The sequence below is a fragment of the Variovorax paradoxus genome (assembly GCF_022009635.1).
Lineage (GTDB): Bacteria > Pseudomonadota > Gammaproteobacteria > Burkholderiales > Burkholderiaceae_C > Variovorax.
The window spans coordinates 7815274-7841531 of record NZ_CP091716.1; the positions used below are offsets into that span (position 1 = coordinate 7815274).

Sequence of the window (26258 nt, forward strand, 5' to 3'; positions counted from 1 at the left end):
AGATCGGGCGCAACGCCCCGATCTCTTCAGCCAATACCTGCCGCGTGCCGCATTTGCACTCGCCAGGCGCCTGCCGTAGCCTTTGTTCCCGTGCCCCTGCACTCATTCCATCCCGCCGTCGCCCGGTGGTTCCTGCGAACCTTCCCGAGCCCCACGTCCGCCCAGGCCGAGGCCTGGCCGGCGATCCGGGCCGGGCGCGACACGCTGGTGGCGGCGCCCACCGGTTCCGGCAAGACACTGACCGCATTTCTCGCGGCGCTCGACGAACTGGTGCGCCGAGGCCTCGAACCCGGCGGGCTGCCCGACGAAACGGCGGTCGTCTATGTGTCGCCGCTGAAGGCGTTGTCGAACGACATCCGCCTGAACCTGGACGCGCCGCTCGCGGGCATCCGCGCCGAACTCGCGGCGCTCGGGCTGCCCGATGTCGACATCCGCACCGCCGTGCGCACCGGCGACACGCCGCAGCGCGAACGCCAGCAGAGCCTGCGCCGGCCGCCGCATGTGCTGGTGACCACGCCGGAATCGCTCTACGTGCTGCTGGGTTCGACATCGGGCCGGCGAATGCTCGGGACGGTGCGCAGCGTGATCGTCGATGAGATCCATGCCGTCGCCGCCAGCAAGCGCGGCAGCCACCTCGCGCTGTCGCTGGAGCGGCTGCAGGCGCGGTGCCTGGCGCATTCAGGCGTGCGACCGGTGCGCATCGGGCTGTCCGCCACGCAGAAGCCCATCGACGAGGTGGCGCGCTTTCTGGTGGGTGCGGGCGCGCTGCGCGCGGATGGCACGGCCGACTGCGCGGTCGTGGACATCGGCTATGCCAAGCAGCGCGACCTGGCGCTCGAGCTGCCGCCGACGCCACTGGAGGCCGTCATGTCGGGCGGCCAGTGGACGCAGGTGTATGCCCGCGTGGCCGAACTCGTGTGGCTGCACAAGACCACGCTGGTGTTCGTCAACACACGGCGCATGGCCGAGCGCACAGCGCGGCACCTGGGCGACATTCTCGGCAAGGAGGCCGTGGCCGCGCACCATGGCAGCCTGTCCAAGGAGACGCGGCTCGACGCCGAGCAGCGCCTCAAGCGCGGTGCGCTGAAAGTGCTGGTGGCCACGGCCTCGCTGGAGCTGGGCCTGGACATCGGCGACGTCGATATGGTCTGCCAGATCGGTTCGCCGCGCGCCATCGCCACGTTCCTGCAGCGCGCGGGGCGCTCGGGCCATGCGGTGGGCGGGGTGCCGAAAGCACGGCTCTTTCCGCAGTCGCGCGACGAACTGGTCGAGTGCGCCGCCCTGCTCGACTGCATCCGCCGCGGCGAACTCGACGCCTTGCGCATACTGCCTGCGCCATTGGACGTGCTGGCCCAGCAGATCGTGGCCGAGACCGCCTGCCGCGAATGGAACGAGGAAGAACTCTTCACGCTGGTGCGCCGTGCCTGGCCATACGCGCAGCTCACGCGCAAGAGCTACATGGACGTGGTGCGCATGGTGTCCGAGGGCTTCGCCACGCCACAGGGCCAACGCGCGGGCCATGTGCACCGCGACGCGGTGAATCACCTGCTTCGCGAACGCAAGGGTGCGCGCATGACAGCGCTGACCTCCGGCGGCACGATTCCCGAGACCGGCGACTACACGGTGGTGCTGGAGCCGCAGGCCGACAAGATCGGGACGGTCAACGAAGACTTCGCGATCGAGAGCCTGGCGGGCGACGTGTTCCAGCTCGGCAACACCAGCTACCGCATCCTGAAGATCGAGCCGGGGCGCGTGCGGGTGGAAGACGCACACGGCGTCGCGCCCAACATCCCGTTCTGGCTCGGCGAGGCGCCGGGGCGCAGCGACGAGCTGTCGCACGGCGTGTCGCGGCTGCGCGCGGAAGTGGCGCAAGCACTGGAAGCTGGTGGCCGTGACGCCGCCATGCGTTTGTTGACGCAGACCTTCGGCCTCGACGAAGAAGCCGCGCGCCAGATCGTCGAACACCTGGCCCATGCGCATGCGGTGCTCGGCACGTTGCCGACGCAGCGCACGCTGATCCTGGAGCGCTTCTTCGACGCCTCGGGCGGCATGCAGCTGGTGATTCATTCGCCTTTCGGCAGCCGGCTCAACCGTGCCTGGGGGCTGGCGCTGCGCAAGCGCTTTTGCCGCACCTTCAACTTCGAGCTGCAGGCCGCGGCGACGGAAGATGCGATCGTGCTGTCGCTGTCCACCAGCCACAGTTTTCCGCTTGACGAGGTCGCGCGCTATCTGCATTCGTCCTCGGCGCTGCACGTGCTGGTACAGGCATTGCTCGACGCGCCACTGTTCAACGTGCGCTGGCGCTGGAACGCGACCACGGCGCTGGCGCTGCCGCGCTTCAGCGGCGGGCGCAAGGTGGCGCCGCAGCTGCAGCGCATGCGCTCCGAAGATCTGCTGGCGGCCGTGTTTCCAGACCAGGTGGCATGCGCGGAGAACATCGTCGGCGAACGCGATGTTCCCGAGCATCCGCTGGTCGCGCAGACCCTCGACGACTGCCTGCACGACGCGATGGATGCTGATGGCTGGCTCTCGCTGCTGCGCCGCATGGAGTCCGGCGAGGTGAGGGTCATCGCACGCGACCTGCCCGCGCCGTCGCCGCTCGCCATGGAAGCGCTGAGCGCACGCCCCTACGCATTTCTCGACGACGCGCCGCTGGAAGAGCGCCGGACGCAGGCCGTTCAGAACCGCCGCTACACCGACCCCGAAAGCGCCGACGACATCGGGCAGCTCGACGCCGATGCCATCGCCAGCGTGCGCGAGGAAGCGTGGCCGCAACCTCGCAGCGCCGACGAGATGCACGAGGCACTGGGCATGCTCGGCGCCCTGAGCGACGACGAGGCGGCCTGTCAGGGAGACTGGAAGCCCTGGCTCGCAACGCTCGCGAAGGCGGGCCGCGCCACGCGCCTGCTGTGCGAAGGCAAGGGGCGCGCCGCCCGCGGCCTGTGGGTGACGGCCGAACGGCTTCGGCTGCTGCAGGCCGTCGCGCCCGATGCGCCCATCCAACCCGCGATCACGCCGCCCGCCGATGTCGAGCAGCCGACGGACCGCGAAGCCGCGCTGCGGGAGCTGCTGCGCTCGCGCCTCGGCGGCCTGGGTCCCGTCACGGTGGAACAGTTGGCCGCGCCGTTGTTCCTGCAGCCTGCCGACGTCGAGCGCGCATTGCTTGCGCTGCAAACCGAGGGCAGCGTGCTGCAGGGCCGCTTCACGCCGGGCGCTGCGGATCTCGAGTGGTGCGAGCGGCATCTGCTGGCCCGCATTCACCGTTACACGCTCAAGCGCCTGCGCCGCGAAATCGAACCTGTGGAGCCGCGCGACTTCATGCGCTTTCTGTTCGCGTGGCAACACATCGGCGCGGCCGCGCGTGTGCGCGGCCCGGAGGCGCTTTCGGGCATCCTGTCGCAGCTCGAAGGCTACGAGGCGCCTGCGCCATTGTGGGAGTCCGAGCTGCTGCCTGCCCGGGTGGCCGACTACGCCGGTGCCTGGCTCGACGACCTGTGCACCGCGGGTCGCGTGCTGTGGACACGGCTGCGGCCGAACGCCACGGAGGGCCGCAAGGGCGCGGGCAGTGTGTCGCTGCGCGCCACCCCGGTCGTGCTGCTGCCGCGTCGCAGCGCCGCGCTGTGGACCACGCTCGCTCCGCCCCCGGTCGACGACGAACACCTGGGCTCGCGCGCCGCGCGCGTGGCCGCGCATCTCGCGCAGCACGGCGCCTGCTTCTTCGACGAGATCGCGGCCGGCACGCGGCTGCTGCCGGTCGAGATCGAAGAAGCGCTGACCGAACTGGTCGCCAGGGGTCGGGCGCGCTGCGACAGCTACGCCGGCTTGCGTGCCTTGCTGGTGCCGGCGTCCAAGCGCGCCTCGGCCGATGCGCGGCGGCGCCGCCGCGCTCCGCTCTTCGGCATCGAGGATGCCGGTCGCTGGACGCTGGTGCGCCCGCCCGCCGCCACCGAAGCCATGGCGGCCAGTTCCGCGGAGGCGATCGAGCAGGTCGTGCGTGTGCTGCTGCGCCGCTACGGCGTGATCTGCTGGCGCCTGCTGGAGCGCGAGGCCGCATGGCTTGCGCCGTGGCGCGACCTGGTGCGCGTATGCCGGCGGCTGGAATCGCGCGGCGAGATCCGTGGTGGGCGCTTCATTGCGGGCGTGTCCGGAGAGCAGTTCGCGCTGCCCGAAGCGGTCGCGTCGATGCGGCAGCTGCGCCGCCAGCCGGGCAGCGGCGAACTGGTCGCACTCGCGGCCAGCGATCCGGCCAACCTGCTGGGCACGCTCATGCCCGGCGCGAAGGCGCCGCGCGTGCCGGGATCGCGCGTGGCGTACCTCGACGGCGTGCCGGTCGCCACCAGCGTGGCCGGGGAAGTCACGATGCTGGTGGCGCTCGATGCCGCGCAAAAGCAGTCCGCCCTGCGCGCGCTGTCGCTGGACGCGCCGCTTCGCTTCTCGGAGCTGGCCGCACTGCAGCCTGGATGATCCGCGGGCTCAGTTGACCTCGGTGCCATGGCCGCCGCCACGCGTCATGACCTCGACGGAGCGCACGCCAGGCTGCTGCTGCAGGCGCTGCACGAAGCTCTCGATGTCGGCCGATGACACGCGCACCAACTGCACCGTGATGTCGTCCAGCCGACCGCCCGGCTGCACCGCCACCAGGAAGCGCCGCAGCCGCGCGGGCTGGATGCCCAGGCCGCGCTCCAGCGTCTCGGGGCTCACCGCGCCGTGGTCCGCGACCACGCCCAGGCGGCAGCTCTGGCTGCGGGCGCGATAGGCCTCTTCGAGCGGTTTGATCCCCGCCAGGATCACGAGGATGATCACCGTCGAGGCAGCGGCGGGAAAGTAGAGCCCGCCGCCCACCGCGAGCCCGATCGCGGCCACCGTCCAGATGCTGGCTGCCGTGGTGAGCCCACGCACGATCTCTCCACGCGCCAGGATCGCGCCCGCGCCCAGGAAGCCGATGCCCGAGACCACCTGGGCGGCAGCGCGCGACGGGTCGAGCACCACATGCTCGCCGCGCAGGCTGTCCGCGAAGCCGTATGCCGAGACCAGCATGAACAGGCAGGCGCCGACGCTCACCAGCATGTGCGTGCGGATGCCCGCGGCCCAAAGCAATCGCTCGCGCTCCAGGCCGACAAGGCTGCCGAGGGCGGCGGCGACGAGAAGACGCAGCAGCGTTTCACCATGGGGGAGAAGGACAGAGGTTTGCATGGTGCAACTCTGCGGGTGGCCATGCACCAGGCGCATCGGAGTGCCGCTTCATCGGCCGTAAGAGTGCGCCGCGAAAGCCGCAGTCCTGAAGAAGAGCTAGCGGGCGTCGGCGCAAACTGGCATGGGTCGACGCGACGCTACAGTCGAGGGACAAAGTTTTCAGTCCATACAAGCAGGAGAAGAGTCGTGGGTTTCTTGGATTTCGTGAGTGATGTGTTCGACGGCGCAGTCGATGCGGTTGGCAGCGTGGCAAGCGGCGCTGCCGATGTCGTGAGCGGCATTGGAGACGCCGCCGGCAGCGTGTTCGACGGCGCAATCGATGTCGTGGGAGACGCCGTGGACGTCGTGGTCGAGAACCCGGGCAAGACGCTGCTGGTGTTGGGCGGAGCCGCGGTCACGGGTGGAGCGGCTTTCATTGCCGCACCCGCGCTTGCCGCGACGGCCGGCGGCGCCGGCCTGCTCGGCGCCGCGAGCACGGGCACGGCCATCAGTTCGCTATCAGGCGCAGCCCTGGCCAATGCGTCTTTGGCCGCCGTGGGCGGAGGAGCGCTGGCGGCCGGCGGCGGAGGGATGGCCGCTGGCGCTTCCGTCATCGCCGGTGCCGGTGCCGCCGCTGGCGCGGGTCTTTCGGCCGGTTTGGTCAAAGACAGCTGATCGCGTCCGGCTAGGCGGAGGCTTGCGCAGACCCAGCGAAGGTCAACGCCGGGACGCCCCTGATTCCATCAGCAGGGTCTTGGGCTCCAGATAGGCGTTCATTCCCCACCGCCCCATCTCGCGCCCGAGCCCCGAGTGCTTGAAGCCGCCGAACGGCGCGCGCGGCTCATGGGACAGCGTGTTGACGAGGACCCGGCCCGAATCGATCTGCCGTGCCACCCGTTCGCAGCGCACGGAGTCCTTGCCGAGCACGAGGGCGCTCAGTCCGTAGCGCGTGTCGTTGGCGATGGCGATGGCGTCGGCCTCGTCTTCATAGGGGATCACAGTCAGCACGGGACCGAAGATTTCCTCGCGCGCAATGCGCATCTGGTTGGTCGCGCCGGTGAAGATCGTCGGTTTCACGAACCACCCCCTGTCCAATCCCTCGGGCCGCCCTTCACCGCCAGCGAGCAGCTTTGCGCCCTCGGCTTGGCCAAGGCGGATGTAGCTCTGCACGCGCTCCCATTGCTTCGCGCTCACCATGGGACCGATGTCGGTGTCGGCTTCGCTCGGGTCGCCCGACTTGACGTGCGACACCGCTTCCCTCGCCGCCTGCTCGAACTCGATCAGCCGCGCCCGCGGCACCAGGATGCGCGTGCCCGCGATGCAGGCCTGTCCACTGTTGGCGAAGCCGGCCTGGAGCACCAGGGGCATGACGCCTGCGAAGTCCGCGTCCTCCAGCACCACCGTGGGCGACTTGCCGCCCAGCTCCAGCGTCACGCGCTTCATCGTGGCCGCGCCGGCGGTCACCAGATGCTCGCCGACGGCGGACGATCCGGTGAACGATATCTTGGCGATGTCGGGATGTCGGGCGATTTCCTCGCCGACGACATCGCCCCGGCCATTGACGATGTTGAACACGCCGGGAGGCAGGGCGGCGTCGTGCAGCGCCTCGGCGATGACCTGCGTCTGCAGCGCGCTCATCTCGCTGGGCTTGATGACGACGGTGCAGCCTGCCGCCAGTGCCGTGGCGAGCTTGTTGCAGATGAAGCCCGCATTGCTGTTCCAGGGAGTGATCAGGCCGGCCACGCCCACCGGCGTCTGGATCACGCGCGCAGTGCCCGCCTGCTCCTCGAACGCGAAGGATTCCAGCACTTCGATGGCCTGCTCGATGACGGCAGCCGGATAGGTCGCCATCCAGCGCCCGCGCACCGAAGGCGCGCCGTACTCCTCCAGGATGACCTCCATCAACCGGTCTTCGCGTGCGACGACAGCCCGGTGCATGCGTTTCAGCGCCGCCACGCGTTCCTCGCGCGTGGTGCGCGACCAGGCGGGAAACGCTGCCTTGGCAGCCGCGATTGCGCGCCTTGCATCATGCGCGTCGCCAAGCAGCACCTGGCCGATGACTTCCTCGGTGCTCGGGTTGTGAAGATCGAACCATTCCTGGCCGTGCGGTGCGACGAATTCGCCGTTGATGTAGATGCGTTCAATGCGGTCCATGGTGACTCCTTGAAGGTGACTCGCGGCCTTCGGCGCCAGGGAGGGAACAAGGGCTCGAATCGCGATGCAATGGAAGTCTAGGAATGGTTTATTGTTCTGATAAGCCGCCTTTTTATGGATGGCACATCCCGATAATCAGGACAATTCATGCATCGCACAGGTATGACCGAGCTCGAAGTGGTGCTGGCCGTGGCACGCCGCAACAGCTTTCGCGCCGCGGCGCTGGAGCTCGGCATGTCGACCACGGCAGTAAGCAGCGCCGTGGCAGGGCTGGAAGCGCGGCTGAAGGTGCGCCTGTTCAATCGCTCGACACGCAGCGTGGCGCTCACCGATGCCGGCCAGCGCTATGTGGAGCGCATCGCGCCGGCGCTTGCCGAAATCCGCAGCGCGGGCGAAGAGGCCGGCACCGGCTCGGGCGTGCCCAGCGGCACGCTGCGGATCAATGCGCCGCAGGGGGCGGCTTTTCTGCTGCTGGAGCCTCTCTTCAGCACGTACGCGCAGCGCCATCCGCAGGTGCGAATCGACATCGTGAGCGAGTCGCGCATGGTCGACATCGTGGCCGGTGGCTTCGATGCGGGCATCCGCCTGGCCGAATCCGTGCCGCAGGACATGATTGCGGTGCCGCTCTCGCGCGACATCCGCATGCTCGTGGTGGCAACGCCGGCGTACCTGGCGCGCCACGGAACGCCCAGACATCCGCGCGACCTGCTCAAGCACCAAAGCATCGGCATGCGCATGTCGCACGGCGGCATCTATCACTGGGAGCTGGCGAGAAACGGCCAGAAGCTGCAGATGGACCTGCCCGTGCGCCTGGCGCTCAACGAGATGCCGGCCATCAAGCAGGCAGTGCTGCTCGGCCTGGGCATCGGCTTCATCTCCGAATGGTTCATCGAGGAAGAACTCGCGTCCGGCACGCTGAAGCCCCTGCTGGTTCCGTGGTGCCCGCCGTTCGGTGGCCTGAGGCTCTACTACCCGGGCCACCGCTTCGTGCCTGCAAGACTGCGGGCGCTCATCGACCTGATCCATGAGCTGCGCCTGGCCATGGATGAAGAAGTGCACCAGCGCCAGTAAAAGACCACATGTGCGCTGCGACTGCCATGTCTGTCGCCAGCAAGGGAACTGTCAGCGGGGCAAGCATGCTCTGGCTGCGCCGGGCATGCGTGGTGGCAAGAATTAGTATCCAGCTTCGCGCTGGTGCCGCACCGATAATATGGTCACCGTGTGGAGTTCCTCGTCCTACCGATACAAGGCGACATAACCGCCGCTTCCGAAATTGATCATCCACTCGCGGTAGGGAAACGCCATCTCTTCAACAGGCCGGCCTACTCCGGGCTGCAGGGTCAGCACCTTGACTCCCGAACGTATGGCCTTGATGGCACGCCGAGCAGCATCCGGGCTCTTGGGTGCCAAGAAACGGCACAGCCGCTGTACGTCGCTCAGCGCGCTTGGCGCCCAGATCAATCGCCCCATTCACGGGCGCCTCAGGAGTGGGCAGCCGGAGGATCGACTTCTTCGCCAGCCTCCAATTTGGCCAGCCAGGCATCGGCCTCATCCCCAGTCACATGCAAGCCCGTGGCTTCATATGCCTCCCAGGCTTTGATTGCATCTTCACGCATGCTTTGGCGCTTTTCCTCGCGGTCCACGTACTGAGCGATGGCCTCGCGCAGAGCCAGTGCGGCGCACGATGGCGTATCTCCGCCAGACGCTTGAGGCGCACTTTCAATTGAGGGTCGAGCTTGACCGGTGTGGGGCTACCAGATGACGAGGCAGAGCGTGCGGAAGCACCAGTAGTCATAGGTAATACTCTAGCCGCTTTTGGAGGTGCCAGCCAGTCGGACGGTCTTGATTCCGCAGGCTCGCATCCGCCGAGCGGGGGGCACTATATTCACCGGGTGCCCACCGCCACTACTCCCACCCTGTTCGACTACGCCCGCTTCGTCGAGGACCTGAAACACCGCATCGATGGCGCGCGGCTGTCGGCCGCTCGGGCGGTCAACCGGGAACTGGTGGCCCTGTACTGGGACATCGGACAGGCCATTCGCGAGCAACAGGCGCGGCGCGGATGGGGTGATGCGGTGGTCGACCGGCTGGCGCGCGATCTCAAGACCTTCTTTCCCGGGACGGCCGGCTTTTCGGCGGCGAGCCTCTGGCGCATGCGCCAGTTCAACGAGATCTACACCGCGCCGGAGTTTCTCGCACAGCTTGTGCGAGAAAACGAGCGCGATGCCAAGCGCCCTCGGACGTCCAAGGCGCTCGCGGTGGCCAACGACCGACAACTCGCACAGGCTGTGCGAGACATGGTGGAGGCCGTGCCTTGGGGCCATCACGTCAACCTGCTGTCCAAGCTCGACGACGCCGGCCAGCGGCTGTTCTACCTGAAGGCCACCGCGCGCTTCGGCTGGAGCCGCAACGTGCTGCTCAACCAGATCAAGGCGCAGGCCTACGAGCGCTCGCTGGCCGAGGGCAAGGCGCACAACTTCGCGCTGGCGTTGCCAGAGCACCTCGCCGAGCAGGCCGAGGAGGCGCTCAAGAGCAGCTACAACCTGGAATTTCTCGGCATCCGGCGCGAGATCAAGGAGCGCGAGCTGGAGGACCACCTGACCGACAGGCTAAGGGACTTCATCCTCGAACTGGGCTACGGCTTCTGCTTCGTCGGGCGCCAGTACCGGCTCACGCTCGGGCGCAAGGAATACTTCATCGACCTGCTTTTCTATCACCGCTTCCTCAAGGCGCTGGTGGCCATCGAACTGAAGATCGGCGCCTTCGAGCCGGAGTTCGCCGGCAAGATGGACTTCTATCTCAACCTCCTCAACGAGAAGGAGCGCGCGCCGGACGATGCGCCGTCCATCGGGATCATCCTGTGCGCGGAGAAAGACAACCTCGAGGTGGAGTTCGCGCTCAAGAGCAAGTCGAACCCGATCGGCGTTGCCGAGTACCACCTCCAGGGCCGGCTGCCGGCGGAGATGAAGGGCAAGCTGCCTTCGCCGCGCCAACTGCAGGAGGTGGTGCGGGCCAGCTATCCGGGGTTGGCTCCGCGGGAGCGGACCTCCAAGTAGTTCACCCGAAGAAGACACGCGAGGTGCCATGTGAAGCTGGCTCCGGGGCCGCAAGGATTGCGACCTCGTGCGCTCGAGCCGCGGAAGCTTGCCCAAGACGATCATTCGCCAGGGCTCTTGCCGTAGCATCAGACCCTGCGTAGCGTGATCGGCGGCCAGGCGCGATCGTCAGCGATTGACGAAGCTCACATCAGCATGCGCCCATGACATACCGCCCCAAGTTCCCCGTCCTGCTGCGGCCCGCCGTTTCAGCACTGTTGCGAGCACTTCCCTTTGCGGAGCTTGCCTGTGCAAAGGATGGATTCACTGTCCTTTTTCAAGGCGAGCAGCTGTCCATTCCCTACCGTATTTACTGCGCATCGCACAACCTTCGGTCGGTGATCGCAGACGCTAGCGGTGATACCCGAATACTCGCGCTGTGCATTGGGACCAGGCATTGGGATGGTTACGTCCGCGAGGAATGCCTGCGGCAGCTTATCGGGACCGACCGAACATGGGTTGTTCCGTTCGTTGTTCAGCTTCTTGGCGAGTATGTCGTCGAGATCGCGGAAGTGATTTCCGCGGCTCTTCCTGAGGTCGACACCGCACAGTTCTCCGCATTTGCGCGGGAGAATCCCAATTTCATGGCCATCACAAGGCAGCGGGTGACGAGCTACTGGGACTGCTATTACCGTGCCCGGTTTCAAACGCTGCAGGCCTATCCGGCCTTCATCGCACTCGAAGCCATCGAGAAGATGGCTCTGACTACGTAGACATCAGGTGACGTCAAGCAAAGCTCGCCGTGCTCCGTGTGAATTCGACCCGCTTGAGCATCTCTAGCCGCGCGCCGCAACCCATGACGCAAATCGCGCCTGGTTCTGCTCATTGGGCGGATACAGCCCCGGCAGTGCGGCGCCGGCCTCGACCTCGCCCATGATCCAGGTTTCCAGGCGCTCCTGTGACTGCGCGGCCTCCACCACCGCATCTAGCATCGCGGCCGGGATCAGCACAGCGCCATCGTCGTCGGTCACCACCACGTCGTTGGGGAAGACGGCCACGCCGCCGCAGTCGATGGGCTCCTGCCAGCCCACGAAGGTCAGCCCTGCCACCGACGGCGGCGCCGCCGCGCCGCGGCACCAGACCGGCAGGCCGGTGGCCAGCACGCCCGCGAGGTCGCGCACCACGCCGTCTGTGACCAGGCCGGCCACACCACGCTTGTGCATGCGCGCGCAAAGGATATCGCCGTAGATTCCGGCGTCGGTGACACCCATCGCGCCGACCACCGCGACGCAGCCCGCCGGCATGACTTCGATCGCGGCACGGGTGGAGATCGGAGAAGCCCAGGCTGCGGGCGTGGCCAGGTCTTCGCGCGCCGGCACGAAGCGCAGCGTGAAGGCGCGGCCGACACGGCGCGGCTGACCCGGCACGAGTGGCCGCGTGCCGCGCATCCACACATTGCGCAAGCCGTGCTTGAGCAGCACGGTGGTGAGCGTGGCGGTGGAAACGCCGGCCAGCGCGTCGACGACGGCGGGATCGAGCGGGAGAGATTCAATGGCAGTCATAACAAAACTTTCTTGGACAGGATTCAAACTTCAGACGCTGGCGATCAGCCCGCCGTCGATACGCAAGGTCGAACCGGTGATGTAGCCCGCGCGCGGGCTCGCGAGAAAGGCGACCGCATCGGCGTACTCCTGCGGCTCGCCGTAGCGGCCGAGCGGAATCGCGCGGGTGCTCTCGGCCGCCACCGCCTCGACGCTGCGGCCCTCACGCCCGGCTTTCTGCGCGTCGAGAAAGTGGATGCGCCGCGTGGCGATGCGCCCTGGCAGCACCACATTGCAGGTTACGCCGTCGCGACCAACCTCGAGCGCCAGCGTCTTCGACCAGCCCAGCAGCGACAGGCGCAGCGCGTTGGACAGGCCCAGGTTCGGGATCGGTGCCACCACCCCCGAGGAGGCGCTGGTGATCACCCGGCCGAAGCGACGCGCACGCATGCCGGGCAACACGCGGTCGGTGGTGGCGATCACCGCCAGCACCATCGCCTCGAAATGGCGGCGCCACAGGTCCGGCGGCTGGCCGTGTGCCGTGGTCGGCGGCGGACCACCGGTGTTGTTGACCAACACTTCAACCGGCCCGAACGCGTGTTCGATGGATGAGACGCGGCTGTCGATGCCTTCGAGATCGGCCAGGTCCCACTGCAGCGCGATGGCGCGCCTGCCTTCGGCCGCGATGCGTGCCGCGGCGGCGTTCGCAGCCTCGATGTCCACGTCGGCCACCACCACCCGCGCGCCCTCGGCCGCCAGCGCCTGGGCGATCGCGCCGCCCAGCCCTCCGCCGCCACCCATGATCAGGGCCGTGCGGTCTTTCAATTGCAAGTCCATGTTCCGTCTGTCCCTCTGTCAGGAATCGGCCGTGATCTTTCGGTCACGGATGAGCTGCGCCCACTTGCGCTGCTCTGTGCGGATGTAGCCGCCGAAGGCCTCTGGCGTGCCGCCGCCGTCCTCGGCGCCGAACTCCGCCAGTCGCGCGGCAACTTCGGGCTGCGCCAGCACCTTGTTGACGTCGGCATTGAAGCGGGAGACCAGCGCGGCCGGCAGCGCGGCGGGGCCGACAAGGCCGAACCAGATGCTGGCCTCGAACCCGGGGTAGCCCGACTCGGCCAACGTCGGCACCTGCGGCAAGGCACTCGCGCGCCGCACCCCCGTCTGGGCCAGCGCCACCGCCTTGCGGTCTTTCAGCAAGCCCATCGCAGTCGTCATGCCCTCGAAGGCGAACTTCACGTGCCCGCCCAGCAGGTCGGTGACCATGGGGGCCGACCCCTTGTACGGCACATGCAGCACCTGCACACCGGCACGTTGCTCGAACAGCGCCAGCGCCAAGTGCTGCGCCGAGCCCGCCCCGGCAGAGCCGAAGCTCACCAGTCCAGGGTACGTACGGCACGTCGCGATCAGGGCCGAAAGCGTCGACGTGGGCGAGTCGCGTGATGCGATCAGCACCTGCGGTGTCTTGCCGACCAGCGCGATGGGCGCGAAGTCGCGCTCGGCCGAGTAAGCCATCCGCGGGTAAAGACTCGGCGCGATGCCCAACGCGTTGATGTGCCCCATCAACAGCGTGTTGCCGTCGGGCGCCGCTTTTGCGACATCGGCCGCGGCAATCATGCCGGCAGCCCCGGCCTTGTTCTCCACCACCACCGGCACGCCCCACAGCACGCCCAGCTTCACGGCCAGGATGCGCGCGAGGATGTCGGTGCCGCCGCCGGGCGGGAAGCCGACGACGATGCGCACCGGACCGCGCGCAAGCGTGGCCTCCGCCTCATGGCTGGTGGCCTGCAGCGCTGGCAGCGTCGCCGCGGCACCCAGCCAGCCAATGAGTTGACGACGTCTCATGATGTTTGTCTCCTGTTGTATTTATGGAATGCCTGCCTTCAGGCGCAGCGGCTCCAGCGGCCGTACTTTTCGACTTCCTTCGCACTGAACTCGAAGCCCAGGCCCGGCGTCTGGTGCAGCACGACGCGGCCGCGCTGGTGCGACAACTGACGGTCCACCAGGCGGCGAAAGTTCAACACTTGGTCGTCCCAGAAGAACTCGACGTAGCGCGCATTCGGCGTCGCTGCCACCAGCGGCGCATGCAGGTCGTGGAACCAGTGCGGGCACATCTGCACGCCGTAGCCCGCGGCCATGGCCGCGATGCGCCGCCATTCGGTGATGCCGCCGCACACCGCGGCGTCGGTCTGCAGGATCGCGGCGCCGGCCATGTCCAGCAGCTGTTTGTGGTACCAGCGCCCATAGCCGATCTCGGCAGTGGCCACCGGAACGCATGTGAGCTTCGCCAGCCGTGCATGGCTCTCGATGTCGTCGGGGCCGAAAGGCTCCTCGATGAAATACGGGTGGTAAGGCTCGATGCGACGCATGTACTCCATCGCCTGCACCGTGTCGACCCAGCCGTTGTTGCAATCGAGCATGAGCTGCACGTCGGGACCAATGGCCTCGCGCGCGGCGCGCACCCGCGACTCCTCGCCCTTCGGGTCCCAGCGGCCGGTCTTCATCTTCACCGCGTTGAACCCCAGTGCGACGTAGCTGGCCATTTCCTCGCCGACCATCTCCGCGGTCTTGCCGTCGAGGTAGTAGCCGCCGCTGGCGTAGGCCGGCACGGTGTCAAGCTCGACCGCGCCCAGGTACTTGTGCAGGGGCAGGCCCACGGTGCGCGCGTTGAGGTCCCACAACGCGATGTCCAGTGCGCTGAGCGCGCGCATCACGGTGCCCATGCGGCCCTGCAGCAGCGACTCCTGGTACATGCGCTGCCACAGTCCTTCGACGGCCAGCGAGTCCTGGCCCAGTAGCACCGGCGCCAGCAGCTGTTCCACTGCGACGCGGAACAGTTCGCCCGCCGCGCTGCCGACATAGCAGAAGCCGATGCCTTCGACGCCATCGGCAGAGCGCACCTTCACCAGACCGTAGTGCCGCTCGTGGACAGTTCGATTGGAAAAAGAAGTGACGCGGTCGAGCGGGACGCGGGCGACGCAGACGTCGATGGATTGAATGACGGGCACGGGATTCTCCGGAAGGGGGTAGTGATGACAGCGCCAGTCTGCGCTCGCCCGAGCATGAGAAAAAGCGCTGAAATCAATGTTCAAACAACGCAAAATACGTGGTCATGGACACCAGCTTTCTCGAAACCTTCGTGGCCGTCGCCGAGGCCGGCTCCCTCGCGGAAGCTGCACGCCGGCTCGACCTCGCCCCCACCACGGTTGCGCAGCAGATCCGCGCGCTGGAAACCGACATAGGCAGTCAGTTGCTGCGCCGCGCAGGCCGCACAGTGCAGCCTACCGTGGCCGGCAACCGCATCCTCGCGCGCGCACGTACTCTGCTGCGCGAAGTGCGCGACCTGCGTTCCGAAGCTTCCGAGCACGCACTGCCCGCCGGCCCGCTGCACCTGGGTGCCACACCGACCGCGTTGATGGGCATGCTGACCCCGGCCCTGCTTCGCTGGCGGCAGGTTCACGAGGACATCGAGATCCGCATCGAACCCGGCACCTCTGCCGCGTTGCTGACCAAAGTGCTGGCGGGCGAACTGGATGCGGCGCTGCTGGTGCACCCGACATTCGCGCTGCCCAAGACCTGCCACTGGATCCCGCTGCGCAGCGAGCCGCTGATCCTGCTGGCGCCCGCGAAACTGCGCGTGCGCGACCCGCTGGTCACCGCGGCACGCGAGCCCTTCATCCGCTACGACCGTAGCGTGGTGGCCGGCAAGCTGGCCGACGAGTACCTGCGCCAGCACGGCGTGCGCCCGCGCGTGCAGTTCGAGCTCGACGGCATCGAATACATCGCCAAGCTGGTGGCCGAGGGCCTGGGGGTTTCGGTCCTGCCCGACTGGGCCACGGTGGGAGCGCCCCACCCCGGCCTGAAACGCTGGCCGCTGCCGGCGCCATGCCCGGCGCGCACCGTCGGCCTGCTGTCGCTGCGCGGCGCGGCCCGGGCGCCGCTGGCGGATGCACTCGCGCAGTTGATGCGAGAGCCCGCCTGAATCCCTTCGAATTCGGCTCCCACGCCGATCGACAGGAATGGATTCACGTTGCTCACGTCGTTTGCCGGATCGCAGGTTGTGAACTGCTGGTTGAAGCCGTTCATCGGCATGCCAGGAAGCACAGGCTTCCCGGGCAATGCTCAGGGAGATGCAAAAGCCCGGACATGCTCGACCAGCGCGCGCAGCTTGCGGGGCTGATTGCGGCGGCTGGGAAAGTACAGGAAGAACCCGGGAAAGCTCGGCAGGAAGTCGTCCAGCACCGACACCAGTTCGCCGCGCTCGATATACGGCCTGAAGGTCTCTTCCATGCCGATCGTGATGCCGGTGCCAGCGAGCGCGGTGCGGATCATCAGCAGCATGTCGTTGGTGGTGATCCTCGGCTCCACCGTCAGGTCGAAGTCGCGGCCATCCTCGCGAAACTCCCAGCGATACGGCGCCACGCCGGGAGCGGGGCGCCAGCCGATGCAGCAATGCGCGAGCAGGTCGCGGGGATGTAGCGGCGTGCCGTGCCTCGACAGGTAAGCCGGGGTTGCGACCACCATCTGGCGTTGCGCTCCGGTGAGCGGCACGGCCACCATGTCCTGCTCGATGACCTCCCCCAGCCGCACGCCGGCATCGAAGCCCGCGCCGACGATGTCCGATTCGTCGTCGGTCACCGTCACATCCAGCGTGACGCCGGGATGTGCCTCGGCGAATGAACTGATCAGCGGGCCGGAAAGGAACCGTTCCGCGATCGAGGTGACCGCCACCCGCAACAGCCCGCGCGCGGGACCTTCGACCGCGGCTTCTTCCAGCGCAGCACCGACCGCGCACAGCGGCCCGGCAATCTGTCGATGCAGCAGTTCGCCGGCCTCGGTCAGGCGCACGTTGCGCGTGGAGCGTTGCACCAGCGCGATGCCCAGGCTGTCTTCCAGCCGCCGGATCCCCTGGCTGACCGCCGAACGCGTGACACCCAGATGGTCGGCCGCGGCGCGGAAATTCTGTTCTTTCGCGACCGCGAGGAAAAAGCGCAACAGATTGAAATCGGCGTCCATTGGTAAGCGATGCTAACCAGTCCGGTCAGCGACCGGGGAGTTCTCGCGACCGCGCTGCGTCCCTAGAGTTTGGGTTCCCCATCCACAAAGAGATCCAGATCATGAACGAAACAACTTCCAAGATCGTCCTCATCACCGGCGCCAGCAGCGGCATCGGCGAAGCCACGGCGCGATTGCTCGCAGCCAGCGGCGCCACGGTGTTGCTCGGCGCGCGCCGGACGGATCGGCTGGAGCGCATCGTCGCGGACATCGTCGCCGACGGCGGCACCGCGCAGGCCCGCGCATTGGACGTGACCTCCCGTGAAGACGTCGAAGCCTTCGCGGCCCACGCGATCGCGCGCTTTGGCCGCATCGATGTCATCGTCAACAACGCCGGCGTCATGCCCCTGTCCCCGCTCGCCTCGCTGAAGGTCGACGAGTGGGACCGGATGATCGACGTGAACATCCGCGGCGTGCTGCACGGCATTGCCGCGGTGCTGCCGACGATGCAGGCGCAGGGCTTCGGCCAGGTGGTGAACGTCGCGTCCATCGGGGCGCATGCAGTGTCTCCGACCGCGGCGATCTACTGCGCGACCAAGTACGCGGTCTGGGCGATCTCCGAAGGCTTGCGCCAGGAACATTCCGACATTCGCGTCACCACGATCAGCCCCGGCGTGACCGAGTCCGAGTTGGCGGACACCATCTCCGACGAGAAGGGACGCGACGAGATGAAGGAGTTCCGCAAGGTGGCGATCAGTGCGGCAGCCATCGCCCGCGCGATCCAGTTTGCGATCTCCCAGCCCGAAGACGTGGACACGAGCGAGATCGTCATCCGGCCGACGGCGAGCGCGCATTGAGCATCCGACAAGGAAAACCACGGTATCCGGGTCATCCCGTTTTCGGCGAACTTTTCTGCTGGTGAAAACTTCGAAATTTCCGATTGCGGCGCCAGGGGGCCGATGAAAAGATGCCGGCTCTCGTGGAAGTTGTCTAGGGCCTGGCATGTGTCGTGACGGATCGGACGCTTCTTTTCTTCGCGTACCGCTACCCATCGCCGCATGAGTTCTTCGCCCCCGTTCCAGCTGGCCCGACGTGCCCAGCGCATCCAGCCGTCGATCATTCGCGAGATCCTCAATCTCGCCGCCCGTCCGGGCGTGATCTCCCTGGCGGGTGGTTTGCCGTCGCCCGATGCATTCCCCCTGGATACGGTCCGCGAGGCGACGCAGCACGTGCTGCGGCAGACACCGCGTGAAGCATTGCAGTACGCGTCGACCGAGGGCTTTGCGCCGTTGCGCGATTGGGTGGCGCAGGATCTGGCGTCGCAGGGCCTGCGCGTCGGTGCGGGTGACGTGCTGATCACCAGCGGTTCGCAGCAGGGCCTGGACCTCGTCGGAAAGGTGCTGCTCGATCCCGGCAGCGTGGTCGCGGTCGAGTCGCCGACCTACGTGGGCGCGCTGCAGGCATTCAACCCGTACGAGGCCGACTACCTCGGCATCGCCAACGACGACGAAGGCCCGCTGCCCGATGCGCTGGCGCAAGCGGGCGGCGCACGCTTTCTGTACGTGGTGCCGAATTTCCAGAATCCCACCGGTCGCACCATCGGCGCCGCGCGGCGCGTGCAACTGGCCGAGCAGGCACATCGCATGGGCCTGCCGCTGGTCGAAGACAACCCCTATGGCGACCTGTGGTTCGACGCGCCCGCGCCTGCGTCGCTGGCCTCGCACTGGCAAGAGGGCAGTGTCTACCTCGGCTCGTTCTCGAAGGTGCTCGCGCCGGGCCTGCGGCTGGGCTACATGGTGGCGCCTGCCTCGCTGATGCCCAAGCTGGTTCAGGCCAAGCAGGCGGCAGACCTGCACACGCCGATCTTCAACCAGCAGGTGGTCCACCAGATCGTGCGCGACGGGTTTCTGGCCGCGCATGTTCCCGTGATCCGCGATCGCTATCGCGCCCACCGCGATGCCATGCAGGCCGCGCTGCTGCGCCACTTGCCCGCGGGCTGCCACTGGCGCATTCCCGCCGGCGGCATGTTCTTCTGGGTCGAAGTGCCCGAAGGCGTCGATGCCATGGCGCTGCTGCCGCATGCCGTGGAGCTTGGCGTGGCGTACGTGCCCGGCTTCGCGTTCTTCGCGGACCGATCGCGCCGCAACCTGCTGCGCCTGTCTTTCGTGACCGCGCCGCCCGCCCAGATCGATCGGGGCATCGAATTGCTGGCGCAGGCGCTGAACACGGCACTCGACCAGCCGACAACAAGAAAAGGAGACCACCCATGATGAAACGCCGCCACTTCTCCATGTCGCTCGCGCTCGCGGCGGCGACCTCGCCCGTGCCTTCCGTGTGGGCGCAGGACACCACACCCACGCGCATCCTGGTGGGCTTTCCGCCCGGGGGCGGCGTGGACGCGGTGGCGCGCCTGCTGGCGGACAAGCTGCGGGTTTCGCTGAACACCAATGTGCTGGTGGACAACCGGCCCGGCGCGGCCGGGCGCATTGCGCTGAGCGAGCTGAAGCGTTCGCGGCCCGACGGGCGCACGCTGGCCATCGCGCCGGGCGGCGCGCTGACCATCCTGCCGTGGCTCTACCCGGCCAGCCTGGGCTACGACCCGGTCAAGGACTTCACGCCGGTCTCGCGCCTGACCACGCTGGACCTTGCCATGTCCGTCGGGCCGGCCGTGCCGCCTGGCGACGTGAAGGCGATGTTCGCGTGGATGAAGGCCAACCCCGCGAAGGCCTCCTATGCAACGTCCGGCGCGGGCTCGGTGCCGCATTTCGCGGGGCTGGTGATCGCGCAGGCGACCGGCGTTCCGCTGCTCCATGTGCCCTACCGGGGCGGCGCGCCGGCCATCCAGGACCTGATTGGCGGACAGGTGCCGCTGATGATCGACAGCCCGGCCGAAGTGGTGGAGATGCACCGCAACGGCAAGCTGCGCGTTCTGGCCGTGACCGGCGCCCAGCGCACGCCCGCCCTGCCCGACGTGCCGACGCTGCGCGAATCGGGCATCGATGTGGTGGTCGACAACTTCTTCGGCCTCTATGGGCCCGCGAACATGCCGGCCGCCGCCACCGAGCGCATCGACAAGGCCGTGGCGCAGGCGCTCGCATCGCAGGACGTGCGCGACAAGCTCCTGAACCTCGCGATGGTGGCCGACCACGGCAGCCCGCAGTTGCTCGCGAGCACGCAAGCCTCCCAGTACAAGCGCTGGGAAGACCCCATCAAACGCTCCGGCTTCAAGGCCGAATGAAGAGACAACGCACCACACCATGACAGACATCAGCACAACCACCGGCACGCCCGCTCCTCTCAGGGTCAATCCCCCGCCGCACCCGAACCCCAGCCGGCCCGCCTACCGGCTGCCGCCCGGCGCCTGCGACGCGCACTGCCACGTGTTCGGGCCCGGTGCGCGCTTTGCGTACTCGCCCAAACGCACCTACGAACCGACGGACGCGCCGGCGGCGCAATTGCGCGCGCTGCATGCGCTGCTCGGCATCGAGCGCGTGGTGCTGGTGCAGGCCAGCATCCACGGCCACGACAACAGCGCGATGCTGGACGCCATCGCACAGTCGCCCGACACCTACCGCGGCGTCGCGATGGTGCCCGCATCCATTGCCGACGCCGAGCTGCGAGCCCTGCACGAGGGCGGCGTGCGTTCGCTGCGCTTCAACTTCGTGCGGCGGCTGGGCGGCGCGCCCGATCTCGACGCCATCCGCAGCCTGGCCCATCGCGTGAAGACGCTGGGCTGGCACCTGGTGCTGCACTTCGACCCGCAGGACCTGCCGGTGTACCGCCAGTTCCTCGACGAGCTGCCGCTGCCCTACGTGATCGATCACATGGGCCGCGTGCTCGCCGAAAGCGGCCCGCGGCAAGAGCCTTTCGACGCGCTGCTCGAACTCATGAAGGACGAACGCTGCTGGGTCAAGGTGAGCGGCGCGGAGCGTACCTCGCACCTGCTGTCCTCGGGACCGGGCCTGCCTTTCGAGGACGCCGTGCCCTTCGCGCGCCGGCTGATCCAGGCGGCCCCCGACCGCGTGCTCTGGGGCACCGACTGGCCGCACCCCAGCGTGCGCGAGATGCCCGACGACGGCAAGCTGGTCGACCTGCTGCCGCTTTTTTCAGACGATCCCGCCGTGCTCCACAAGCTGCTGGTGGACAACCCCACGCGCCTTTACTGGCAAGACTGAAACGGCACGAAAGCCACGCATGAACCACATCGAAAAACTCGCGATTCGCCAGGCGCTCGAGGCACTGGCCGTCGACTACTGGTACGAGGTCGACTTCAATTGGGGCCAGGACGCCCACGCCTACTACACCGAGGACGCGGTATTCACCACCAGCCAGAAGTCGCGCACCGGCCGCGCCGCCATTGCCGACTTCTACAACGCGCGGCAGGCACGCGGCGCGCGCACGTCGCTGCACGTGGTGCAGAACTTCCGCGTGGTGCCGGTGTCGCCGCAGCGCGTGGACTGCAACTACGTGATGAGCCTCTACGCTGCCGACGGCGAAGGCGTGCTGCCCTCCCGGCCCGCGATCATGATCGCCGACGTGCGCGAGACGGTCGTGCGCCAGCCCGACGGGGCCTGGCTCTACGCGCTGCGCACGCTGCGTCCGCTGTTCCGGGACGACACGCCGACCACGGGCTGAAGCGCTCGAACGAAAGAAGTCCCCATGCTCTTCATCGACCCCGAAAACGCACCCGGTTTCAAGCGCACCCTGTTCAACGCCATCGTGGCGCCCCGGCCCATCGGCTGGATCAGCACGATGAGCCCCGAAGGCCAGGTCAACCTGGCGCCGTTCTCTCACTTCAACCTGGTTTCCACGGCGCCGCCGGTGGTGATGTTCTCCTGCAACGCGCCCGCCGACCGGCACGAGAAGGACACCATCACGAACGTGCGCGCGACCGGCGAGTTCGTCACCAACCTCGTGACCTGGGAGCTGCGCGACCTCATGAACATCAGCTCGCTCGACGCGCCCTACGGCACCGACGAGTTCGAACTCGCCGGCCTGGAGAAGGCGCAAAGCCAGAAGGTGCGACCGCCGCGCGTGGCGCGCTCGCCGGCGAGCATGGAATGCAAGCTGCTGCGCATCGTCGAGATCGAGCCGCAGGGGCCGGGCGACACGGTCAGCAACGTGGTGTTCGGCCGGGTGGTCGGTATCCACCTGGACCCGGCCTTCGTCGAGCCGAACGGCCGTTTCGACGTGGCGCGCACCCTGCCGCTCACGCGGCTGGGCGGCAACCAGTACGCGTCGGTCGGCCCGCTGGTCGAACTCTCGCGGCCGAGCCCGCGGCGCGACTGACGGCACGCACCGCAATCAAGTCAATGAAAGGAACACGATGACGAACACCACACCCGAAACCGGCGTACGCCGCGCCTCGGTCCACGAGCTTGCGCCGGGTTCGGTCGCGCGCGGACAGAACTTCTGGGTCCAATGGATCGAGGGCGCGGCCCCGGTCGAAGCCACCAGCCTGAACGAGATGCTGCTGCTGCTGCCCGACGGCGGCGCCACCGTGCACGCCGGTGCCGAGGTGCGCGAAGTGCCGGGGCGCAGCGTCTGCGTGCTGCCGGCCGGCGCCGTCACGGTGCGCCTCGCGGGTACGGGCCAGGGCACGGACCGCGCCGCGCTGGTCGCGTCTTCGCGGCCCGACCTGGCGCCCGGCGTGGCGCGCAACCAGACCGACTACGCCGTGCCCGACGCCCGGGTGCGTCCGGTCGGCGACGACTACCACCGCCGCGCATCCGCCGGTGCGATCCGCGTCATGGAAGTCGACGCGATCCAGCCCCCGGCCGACAAGCCCCGGCTCAAGATGTTCCAGACCGATACGCTGAGCATCAACTGGGTCGAATACCAGGAGGCGCGCGACCGCACCCAACTGAGCCCGCACAACCACGCCGACTTCGAGCAGGGCTCGCTGGCGATGGCGGGCGACTTCGTGCACCACCTGCGCGTCAACTGGGGCGGCAACGCCGACCAGTGGCGCGACGACGAGCACCTGCACGCGCCTTCGCCCTCGATGATCACGGTGCCGGTGCTGCTGGTGCACACCACCGAAGGCGTGGGCCCGGGCCGCCATCTGCTGATCGACGTGTTCTCGCCGCCGCGGCACGACTTCATCGACAAGGGCTGGGTGGCCAACGCAGGCGACTACGAGCGCCGCAAGGCCGGCTGAAGCACGACAGGCGCGGCCTACACTGCGCCCTCCATGCCATCCTTCACTCCCATCCGTGCCGTCGAGCGCGCCATCGACGTACTGGCCGCGCTCAACCGTTCCCCCGTCTGCACGCTCGACACGCTGCACCGCCAGACGGGCATTCCCAAGCCCACGCTGATCCGGCTGCTCGAAACGCTGGAGGGCAAGGGGCTGGTCACACGGGCACCGCAGTACGGGGCCTACAGCCTCACATCGGGCGTGCGGCAGCTGTCGTCGGGCTACCACGGCGAGCCGCGACTGGTGGAGGCCTCGATGCGCCCCATGGACGAGCTGACGCGCAAACTCAAATGGCCCATTGCGCTGGCGGTGCCCGATTACGACGCGGTCGTGATCCGCTACAGCACGATTCCCAGCTCGCCGCTGTCGTTGCTGCACTCCAGCATCAACATGCGCCTGAGCTTCATGACGCGCGCGCTCGGCCGGGTCTACCTCGCGGCCTGCACGGCGCAGGAGTGCCGCGCGCTGCTCGACATCCTCAGGGTTTCGGACGATCCGGAAAATGCGCCGGCGGCCCAGCCGCGCACCGTGCAGGCGATGCTGCGGCAGATCCGCCAGCAGGGCTATGCGTTGCGCGTGCCCGATGTCAGGCCGGTCTCGAACACGCTGGCCGTGCCCATCTTCGAAGGACGCAGGGTCGTGGCCAGCGCCGGGCTCACATGGATCACCTCCGCCATCAGCGAAGAGCAGGCGGTGAAGAAATTCCTGCCGCCGATGCAGGAGATGGCCCTGCGCATCAGGGAGCGGCTCAGCGCGCTCTAGATGTCCTGGGCGGTCCGGCAAAGGCCTGCACCGCCTGCCGCAGCAAGGTCTGGTCGGACGAAACGACGAACCAGTTGGCGCCCTCGGCCATGAATTGCTCGCGCTCGGGCGTGCCGCCCACGTGCATGCCCGCGAGCTTGCCGGCTCGCGTGGCCGCCTGCAGCGCCACGCGGGTGGCCTGCAGCACCTCCGGCGCGCGCGGATCGTCCAGCCCCATCGACAACGCCAGGTCGGCGCGGCCCACGAACAGGCCCGCCACGCCCGGCACGTCGGCAATCGCCTGCGCTTCCTCGACGGCCTGCGCGCTCTCGATCTGGCAGACGATCTGCGCCTGGTCGCCCAGCTGCAGCGCCTGCGCCATGCCCAGGCTCGCGTAGCCCGCAAAACGCGGGCCGCCCGAGTAGCCGCGGCGGCCGCCGCGGTAGCGCGCCATGGCCACCACCTCGCGGGCTTGTTCGGCGGTGTCCACGTGCGGCACCAGCAGCCCGGCCGCGCCGATGTCGAGGCAGGAAAGAATCACCGCCGGATTGATCTCCGGGATGCGGATGAACACCGGTATCCCAGCGGCGCGCCCGCCCATCACCATCAGGTCGAGCAGCGCGCGATCGAAGGGCGCGTGCTCGGCGTCGACCACGACGAAGTCCAGGCCGGTGGTACCGAGCACTTCGACGGTTTGCGGCGAACCGGTCTTGACGAAGGTGCCGAGTTGCGCTTCGGCCGTGCTGCTGTCTTTCATGGGCGTATGCCTGCCTTTCTTCAGTCGAGCTTGATCTGCGCGGTCTTGATCACGCGCTGCCACTTCTGGCCGTCGGCCTCGATGCGCTGGCGCAGCAGTGCCGGCGCACCGCTTGCCACCACGCCGCCGTATTGCTGCAGCTTGCTCTTGCCCTGCGGGGATTCGAGCAGGCGGTTGATCTCGGCGTTGAGTCGCTGCACCATGGGTGCCGGCATGCCTGCCGGCCCGACCATCGCGAACCACACCGTCGCCGTCTGGTCGATGCCCTGCTCCTGGCGGTCGGCACATCGGGCAGGCCGGGAAAGCGCGTGCCCGATGTCACCGCCAGCCCGCGCAGCTTGCCTGCCTGGATGTTCGGAATGAAGGTGGAGACGGGCGCCGAGATGGCCTGCACCACGCCGCCCAGCAGGTCCGTGAGCGCGGGGGTGTCGCCGCGATAAGGCACGTCCTGCAGGCGCACGCCGACTGTCTGCGACAGGTCGGCCAGCGCCAGGTGGCCGATGGTGCCGTTGCCGGGCGTGGCGACGGAGAACGCGGAAGGTTTGGCCTTCGCCGCCTCCACGAACTCCTTGAGGTTGCGCACCTTCAGCTGCTCGGGGTTGCTGACGAAGACCATCGGGATCTCGCAGACCAGCGCAATCGGTGTCAGGTCCTTGTCGCCGTCGAAGGGCATCGACTTGTAGAGGAACTTGTTGTTCACCAGCGGGCCCGAGGTGACCAGGCCGATGGTGTAACCGTCGGGTGCGGCCTTCGCCACGGCGTCGGTGCCGATGTTGCCGGCCGCGCCGGCCCGGTTGTCGACCACGACGGGGGCGCCCAGGCGCTCGCCCAGGCCCTGCGCGAGATAGCGCGCCACCATGTCGGTGCTGCCGCCAGCCGGGAAGGGCACGACCATGCGGATCGGGCGGTTCGGCCACCCGCTGTTCGAGGCCCATGCAGCCATCGGCGAGAGGCTCGCGGCCACGCCTGCGCCAACTGCACCGATGGCGCCCAGGCTCGCGCCGAGCCAATGTCTCCTGTTCATTCTTGAAGTCTCCTGAGGTTTTCTAAAGGGATGCCTTGCGGGCGGTTTCCAGTCGCTGCAGCAATTGCGGCATGCGGGCCTGCGCCTGATCGCGCAGCTGGTCGTAGAGGCTGTTGCCGTGGGCATCGATCGCCACCGTGGCGGGGCCGAGCGCGGCCACGTTCAGGGTCAGCAGGCGGAACTGCGAGATGTATTCGTTCCAATGGGACGACACCACGCGGCGCAGCCCGCGCGAGAGCAGCGGCGCTCCGCCGCCGAGAAAGGACAGGTAGACGCAGCCGGTGTCGCGCAGCGCCTGCACGCAGGCCGCGTCGAGCCCGCCCTTGCCGCCGGTCAGCCGCAGATCGAGGCCGCGCACCAGCGGCGGCATCCAGGCGTTGTAGCGCGTGCTGGTGCTCGGGTTCATGTAGAGCGGCACGGGGCCGTCGGCGGTCTCGCGCACGAAGGTGCTCAGGTGGAAGAAGGCGCCGCCGCGCAGATCGACCGGCAACGCCTGGCCGTCGGCCACGGCCTGCGCCATGCGCTGGTGCGTGGGCAGGCCGATGCTGACGGTGATATCGCCGTCCAGCGTCACCATGTCGCCGACCGCGAGTTCGCGCACCTTCTCGCGCGAGAGGGGAAGTTCAAGCTTGTGGAGCATCGC

General features: G+C 68.0%; 25 protein-coding genes. 14 read left to right on the plus strand and 11 right to left on the minus strand.

What is annotated here, in order from left to right; translation table 11 throughout:
• The first annotated feature begins 90 nt into the window (after nt 1-90).
• Nucleotides 91-4464, plus strand: coding sequence for a DEAD/DEAH box helicase (locus L3V85_RS36470; RefSeq protein ID WP_237677402.1), 4374 nt, complete (start codon nt 91-93; stop codon nt 4462-4464).
• A 9-nt stretch (nt 4465-4473) separates the two neighbouring features.
• Here the strand turns inward: L3V85_RS36470 and L3V85_RS36475 are convergent, their stop codons facing one another.
• On the minus strand, nt 4474-5193 hold the full coding sequence (locus tag L3V85_RS36475; RefSeq protein WP_237677403.1) for an MgtC/SapB family protein: 720 nt from the start codon (nt 5191-5193) through the stop codon (nt 4474-4476).
• A 186-nt stretch (nt 5194-5379) separates the two neighbouring features.
• Between L3V85_RS36475 and L3V85_RS36480 the strand changes: the two genes are divergently transcribed.
• Nucleotides 5380-5847 carry a hypothetical protein gene (locus L3V85_RS36480; RefSeq protein ID WP_237677404.1) on the plus strand — a complete coding sequence of 156 codons (468 nt, stop codon included), beginning with the start codon at nt 5380-5382 and terminating at the stop codon, nt 5845-5847.
• A gap of 42 nt (nt 5848-5889) precedes the next feature.
• Here L3V85_RS36480 and L3V85_RS36485 read toward each other — a convergent pair whose 3' ends face one another.
• Entirely contained in the window at nt 5890-7326 is a 1437-nt protein-coding gene (locus L3V85_RS36485) for an aldehyde dehydrogenase family protein (protein ID WP_237677405.1), read from the minus strand.
• A gap of 147 nt (nt 7327-7473) precedes the next feature.
• On the opposite strand from L3V85_RS36485, the gene L3V85_RS36490 reads away from it, so the two are divergent.
• On the plus strand, nt 7474-8397 hold the full coding sequence (locus L3V85_RS36490) for a LysR family transcriptional regulator (RefSeq protein ID WP_237677406.1): 924 nt from the start codon (nt 7474-7476) through the stop codon (nt 8395-8397).
• A 165-nt stretch (nt 8398-8562) separates the two neighbouring features.
• Here the strand turns inward: L3V85_RS36490 and L3V85_RS36495 are convergent, their stop codons facing one another.
• Nucleotides 8563-8796 carry a type II toxin-antitoxin system RelE/ParE family toxin gene (locus L3V85_RS36495; protein WP_237677407.1) on the minus strand — a complete coding sequence of 78 codons (234 nt, stop codon included), beginning with the start codon at nt 8794-8796 and terminating at the stop codon, nt 8563-8565.
• 422 nt (nt 8797-9218) lie between these two features.
• Here L3V85_RS36495 and L3V85_RS36500 point away from each other — a divergent pair, with 422 nt between their 5' ends.
• A complete protein-coding gene (locus L3V85_RS36500) occupies nt 9219-10382 on the plus strand; it encodes a PDDEXK nuclease domain-containing protein (RefSeq protein WP_237677408.1) in 1164 nt (387 codons plus the stop codon).
• 203 nt (nt 10383-10585) lie between these two features.
• Complete coding sequence (locus L3V85_RS36505; protein WP_237677409.1) at nt 10586-11134, plus strand: hypothetical protein; 549 nt, start codon at nt 10586-10588, stop codon at nt 11132-11134.
• Nucleotides 11135-11197: 63 nt separating this feature from the next.
• On the opposite strand, the gene L3V85_RS36510 is transcribed toward L3V85_RS36505, so the two are convergent.
• The 4 genes from L3V85_RS36510 to L3V85_RS36525 are packed head-to-tail and all read right to left on the minus strand — an operon-like array spanning nt 11198 to nt 14907.
• Nucleotides 11198-11923: a ribonuclease activity regulator RraA gene (locus L3V85_RS36510; RefSeq protein WP_237677410.1), complete on the minus strand. Its 726-nt coding sequence runs from the start codon at nt 11921-11923 to the stop codon at nt 11198-11200.
• Nucleotides 11924-11953: 30 nt separating this feature from the next.
• On the minus strand, nt 11954-12739 hold the full coding sequence (locus L3V85_RS36515) for an SDR family oxidoreductase (protein ID WP_237677411.1): 786 nt from the start codon (nt 12737-12739) through the stop codon (nt 11954-11956).
• Nucleotides 12740-12757: 18 nt separating this feature from the next.
• Nucleotides 12758-13744, minus strand: a complete 987-nt coding sequence (locus L3V85_RS36520; RefSeq protein WP_237677412.1) for a Bug family tripartite tricarboxylate transporter substrate binding protein — start codon at nt 13742-13744, stop codon at nt 12758-12760.
• Nucleotides 13745-13782: 38 nt separating this feature from the next.
• Nucleotides 13783-14907 carry a mandelate racemase/muconate lactonizing enzyme family protein gene (locus tag L3V85_RS36525; RefSeq protein WP_237677413.1) on the minus strand — a complete coding sequence of 375 codons (1125 nt, stop codon included), beginning with the start codon at nt 14905-14907 and terminating at the stop codon, nt 13783-13785.
• A 104-nt stretch (nt 14908-15011) separates the two neighbouring features.
• On the opposite strand from L3V85_RS36525, the gene L3V85_RS36530 reads away from it, so the two are divergent.
• Entirely contained in the window at nt 15012-15881 is an 870-nt protein-coding gene (locus L3V85_RS36530) for a LysR family transcriptional regulator (protein ID WP_237677414.1), read from the plus strand.
• Between the two features lie 140 nt (nt 15882-16021).
• On the opposite strand, the gene L3V85_RS36535 is transcribed toward L3V85_RS36530, so the two are convergent.
• The gene (locus tag L3V85_RS36535) at nt 16022-16915 is read right to left on the minus strand and encodes a LysR family transcriptional regulator (RefSeq protein WP_237677415.1); all 894 of its coding nucleotides are present in this window, start codon (nt 16913-16915) and stop codon (nt 16022-16024) included.
• 101 nt (nt 16916-17016) lie between these two features.
• Here L3V85_RS36535 and L3V85_RS36540 point away from each other — a divergent pair, with 101 nt between their 5' ends.
• The 8 genes from L3V85_RS36540 to L3V85_RS36575 all read left to right on the plus strand — a co-directional run bounded on the left by L3V85_RS36540 (nt 17017) and on the right by L3V85_RS36575 (nt 23855).
• Nucleotides 17017-17751 (plus strand): SDR family oxidoreductase, encoded by a 735-nt coding sequence (locus L3V85_RS36540; protein ID WP_237677416.1) that lies wholly within the window; start codon nt 17017-17019, stop codon nt 17749-17751.
• Between the two features lie 201 nt (nt 17752-17952).
• On the plus strand, nt 17953-19164 hold the full coding sequence (locus L3V85_RS36545; protein WP_237677417.1) for a PLP-dependent aminotransferase family protein: 1212 nt from the start codon (nt 17953-17955) through the stop codon (nt 19162-19164).
• A complete protein-coding gene (locus L3V85_RS36550) occupies nt 19161-20132 on the plus strand; it encodes a Bug family tripartite tricarboxylate transporter substrate binding protein (protein ID WP_237677418.1) in 972 nt (323 codons plus the stop codon). The genes L3V85_RS36545 and L3V85_RS36550 overlap by 4 nt, the downstream gene beginning before the upstream one ends.
• A gap of 19 nt (nt 20133-20151) precedes the next feature.
• A complete protein-coding gene (locus tag L3V85_RS36555) occupies nt 20152-21069 on the plus strand; it encodes an amidohydrolase family protein (RefSeq protein WP_237677419.1) in 918 nt (305 codons plus the stop codon).
• A 19-nt stretch (nt 21070-21088) separates the two neighbouring features.
• Entirely contained in the window at nt 21089-21529 is a 441-nt protein-coding gene (locus L3V85_RS36560; protein ID WP_237677420.1) for a nuclear transport factor 2 family protein, read from the plus strand.
• A 24-nt stretch (nt 21530-21553) separates the two neighbouring features.
• A complete protein-coding gene (locus tag L3V85_RS36565; RefSeq protein ID WP_237677421.1) occupies nt 21554-22183 on the plus strand; it encodes a flavin reductase family protein in 630 nt (209 codons plus the stop codon).
• 37 nt (nt 22184-22220) lie between these two features.
• Nucleotides 22221-23054, plus strand: coding sequence for a hypothetical protein (locus L3V85_RS36570; RefSeq protein WP_237677422.1), 834 nt, complete (start codon nt 22221-22223; stop codon nt 23052-23054).
• Between the two features lie 33 nt (nt 23055-23087).
• Entirely contained in the window at nt 23088-23855 is a 768-nt protein-coding gene (locus tag L3V85_RS36575; protein ID WP_237677423.1) for a DNA-binding transcriptional regulator, read from the plus strand.
• Here L3V85_RS36575 and L3V85_RS36580 read toward each other — a convergent pair.
• From L3V85_RS36580 to L3V85_RS36595, 3 genes are read right to left on the minus strand one after another with little or no spacing between them, the layout of a single operon-like run.
• Complete coding sequence (locus L3V85_RS36580; RefSeq protein WP_237677424.1) at nt 23842-24591, minus strand: HpcH/HpaI aldolase family protein; 750 nt, start codon at nt 24589-24591, stop codon at nt 23842-23844. The genes L3V85_RS36575 and L3V85_RS36580 overlap by 14 nt on opposite strands.
• A 49-nt stretch (nt 24592-24640) precedes the next feature.
• Entirely contained in the window at nt 24641-25615 is a 975-nt protein-coding gene (locus L3V85_RS37480; protein WP_423838533.1) for a Bug family tripartite tricarboxylate transporter substrate binding protein, read from the minus strand.
• A gap of 22 nt (nt 25616-25637) precedes the next feature.
• On the minus strand, nt 25638-26255 hold the full coding sequence (locus L3V85_RS36595) for a fumarate hydratase C-terminal domain-containing protein (RefSeq protein ID WP_237677426.1): 618 nt from the start codon (nt 26253-26255) through the stop codon (nt 25638-25640).
• Between the last annotated feature and the right edge of the window lie 3 nt (nt 26256-26258).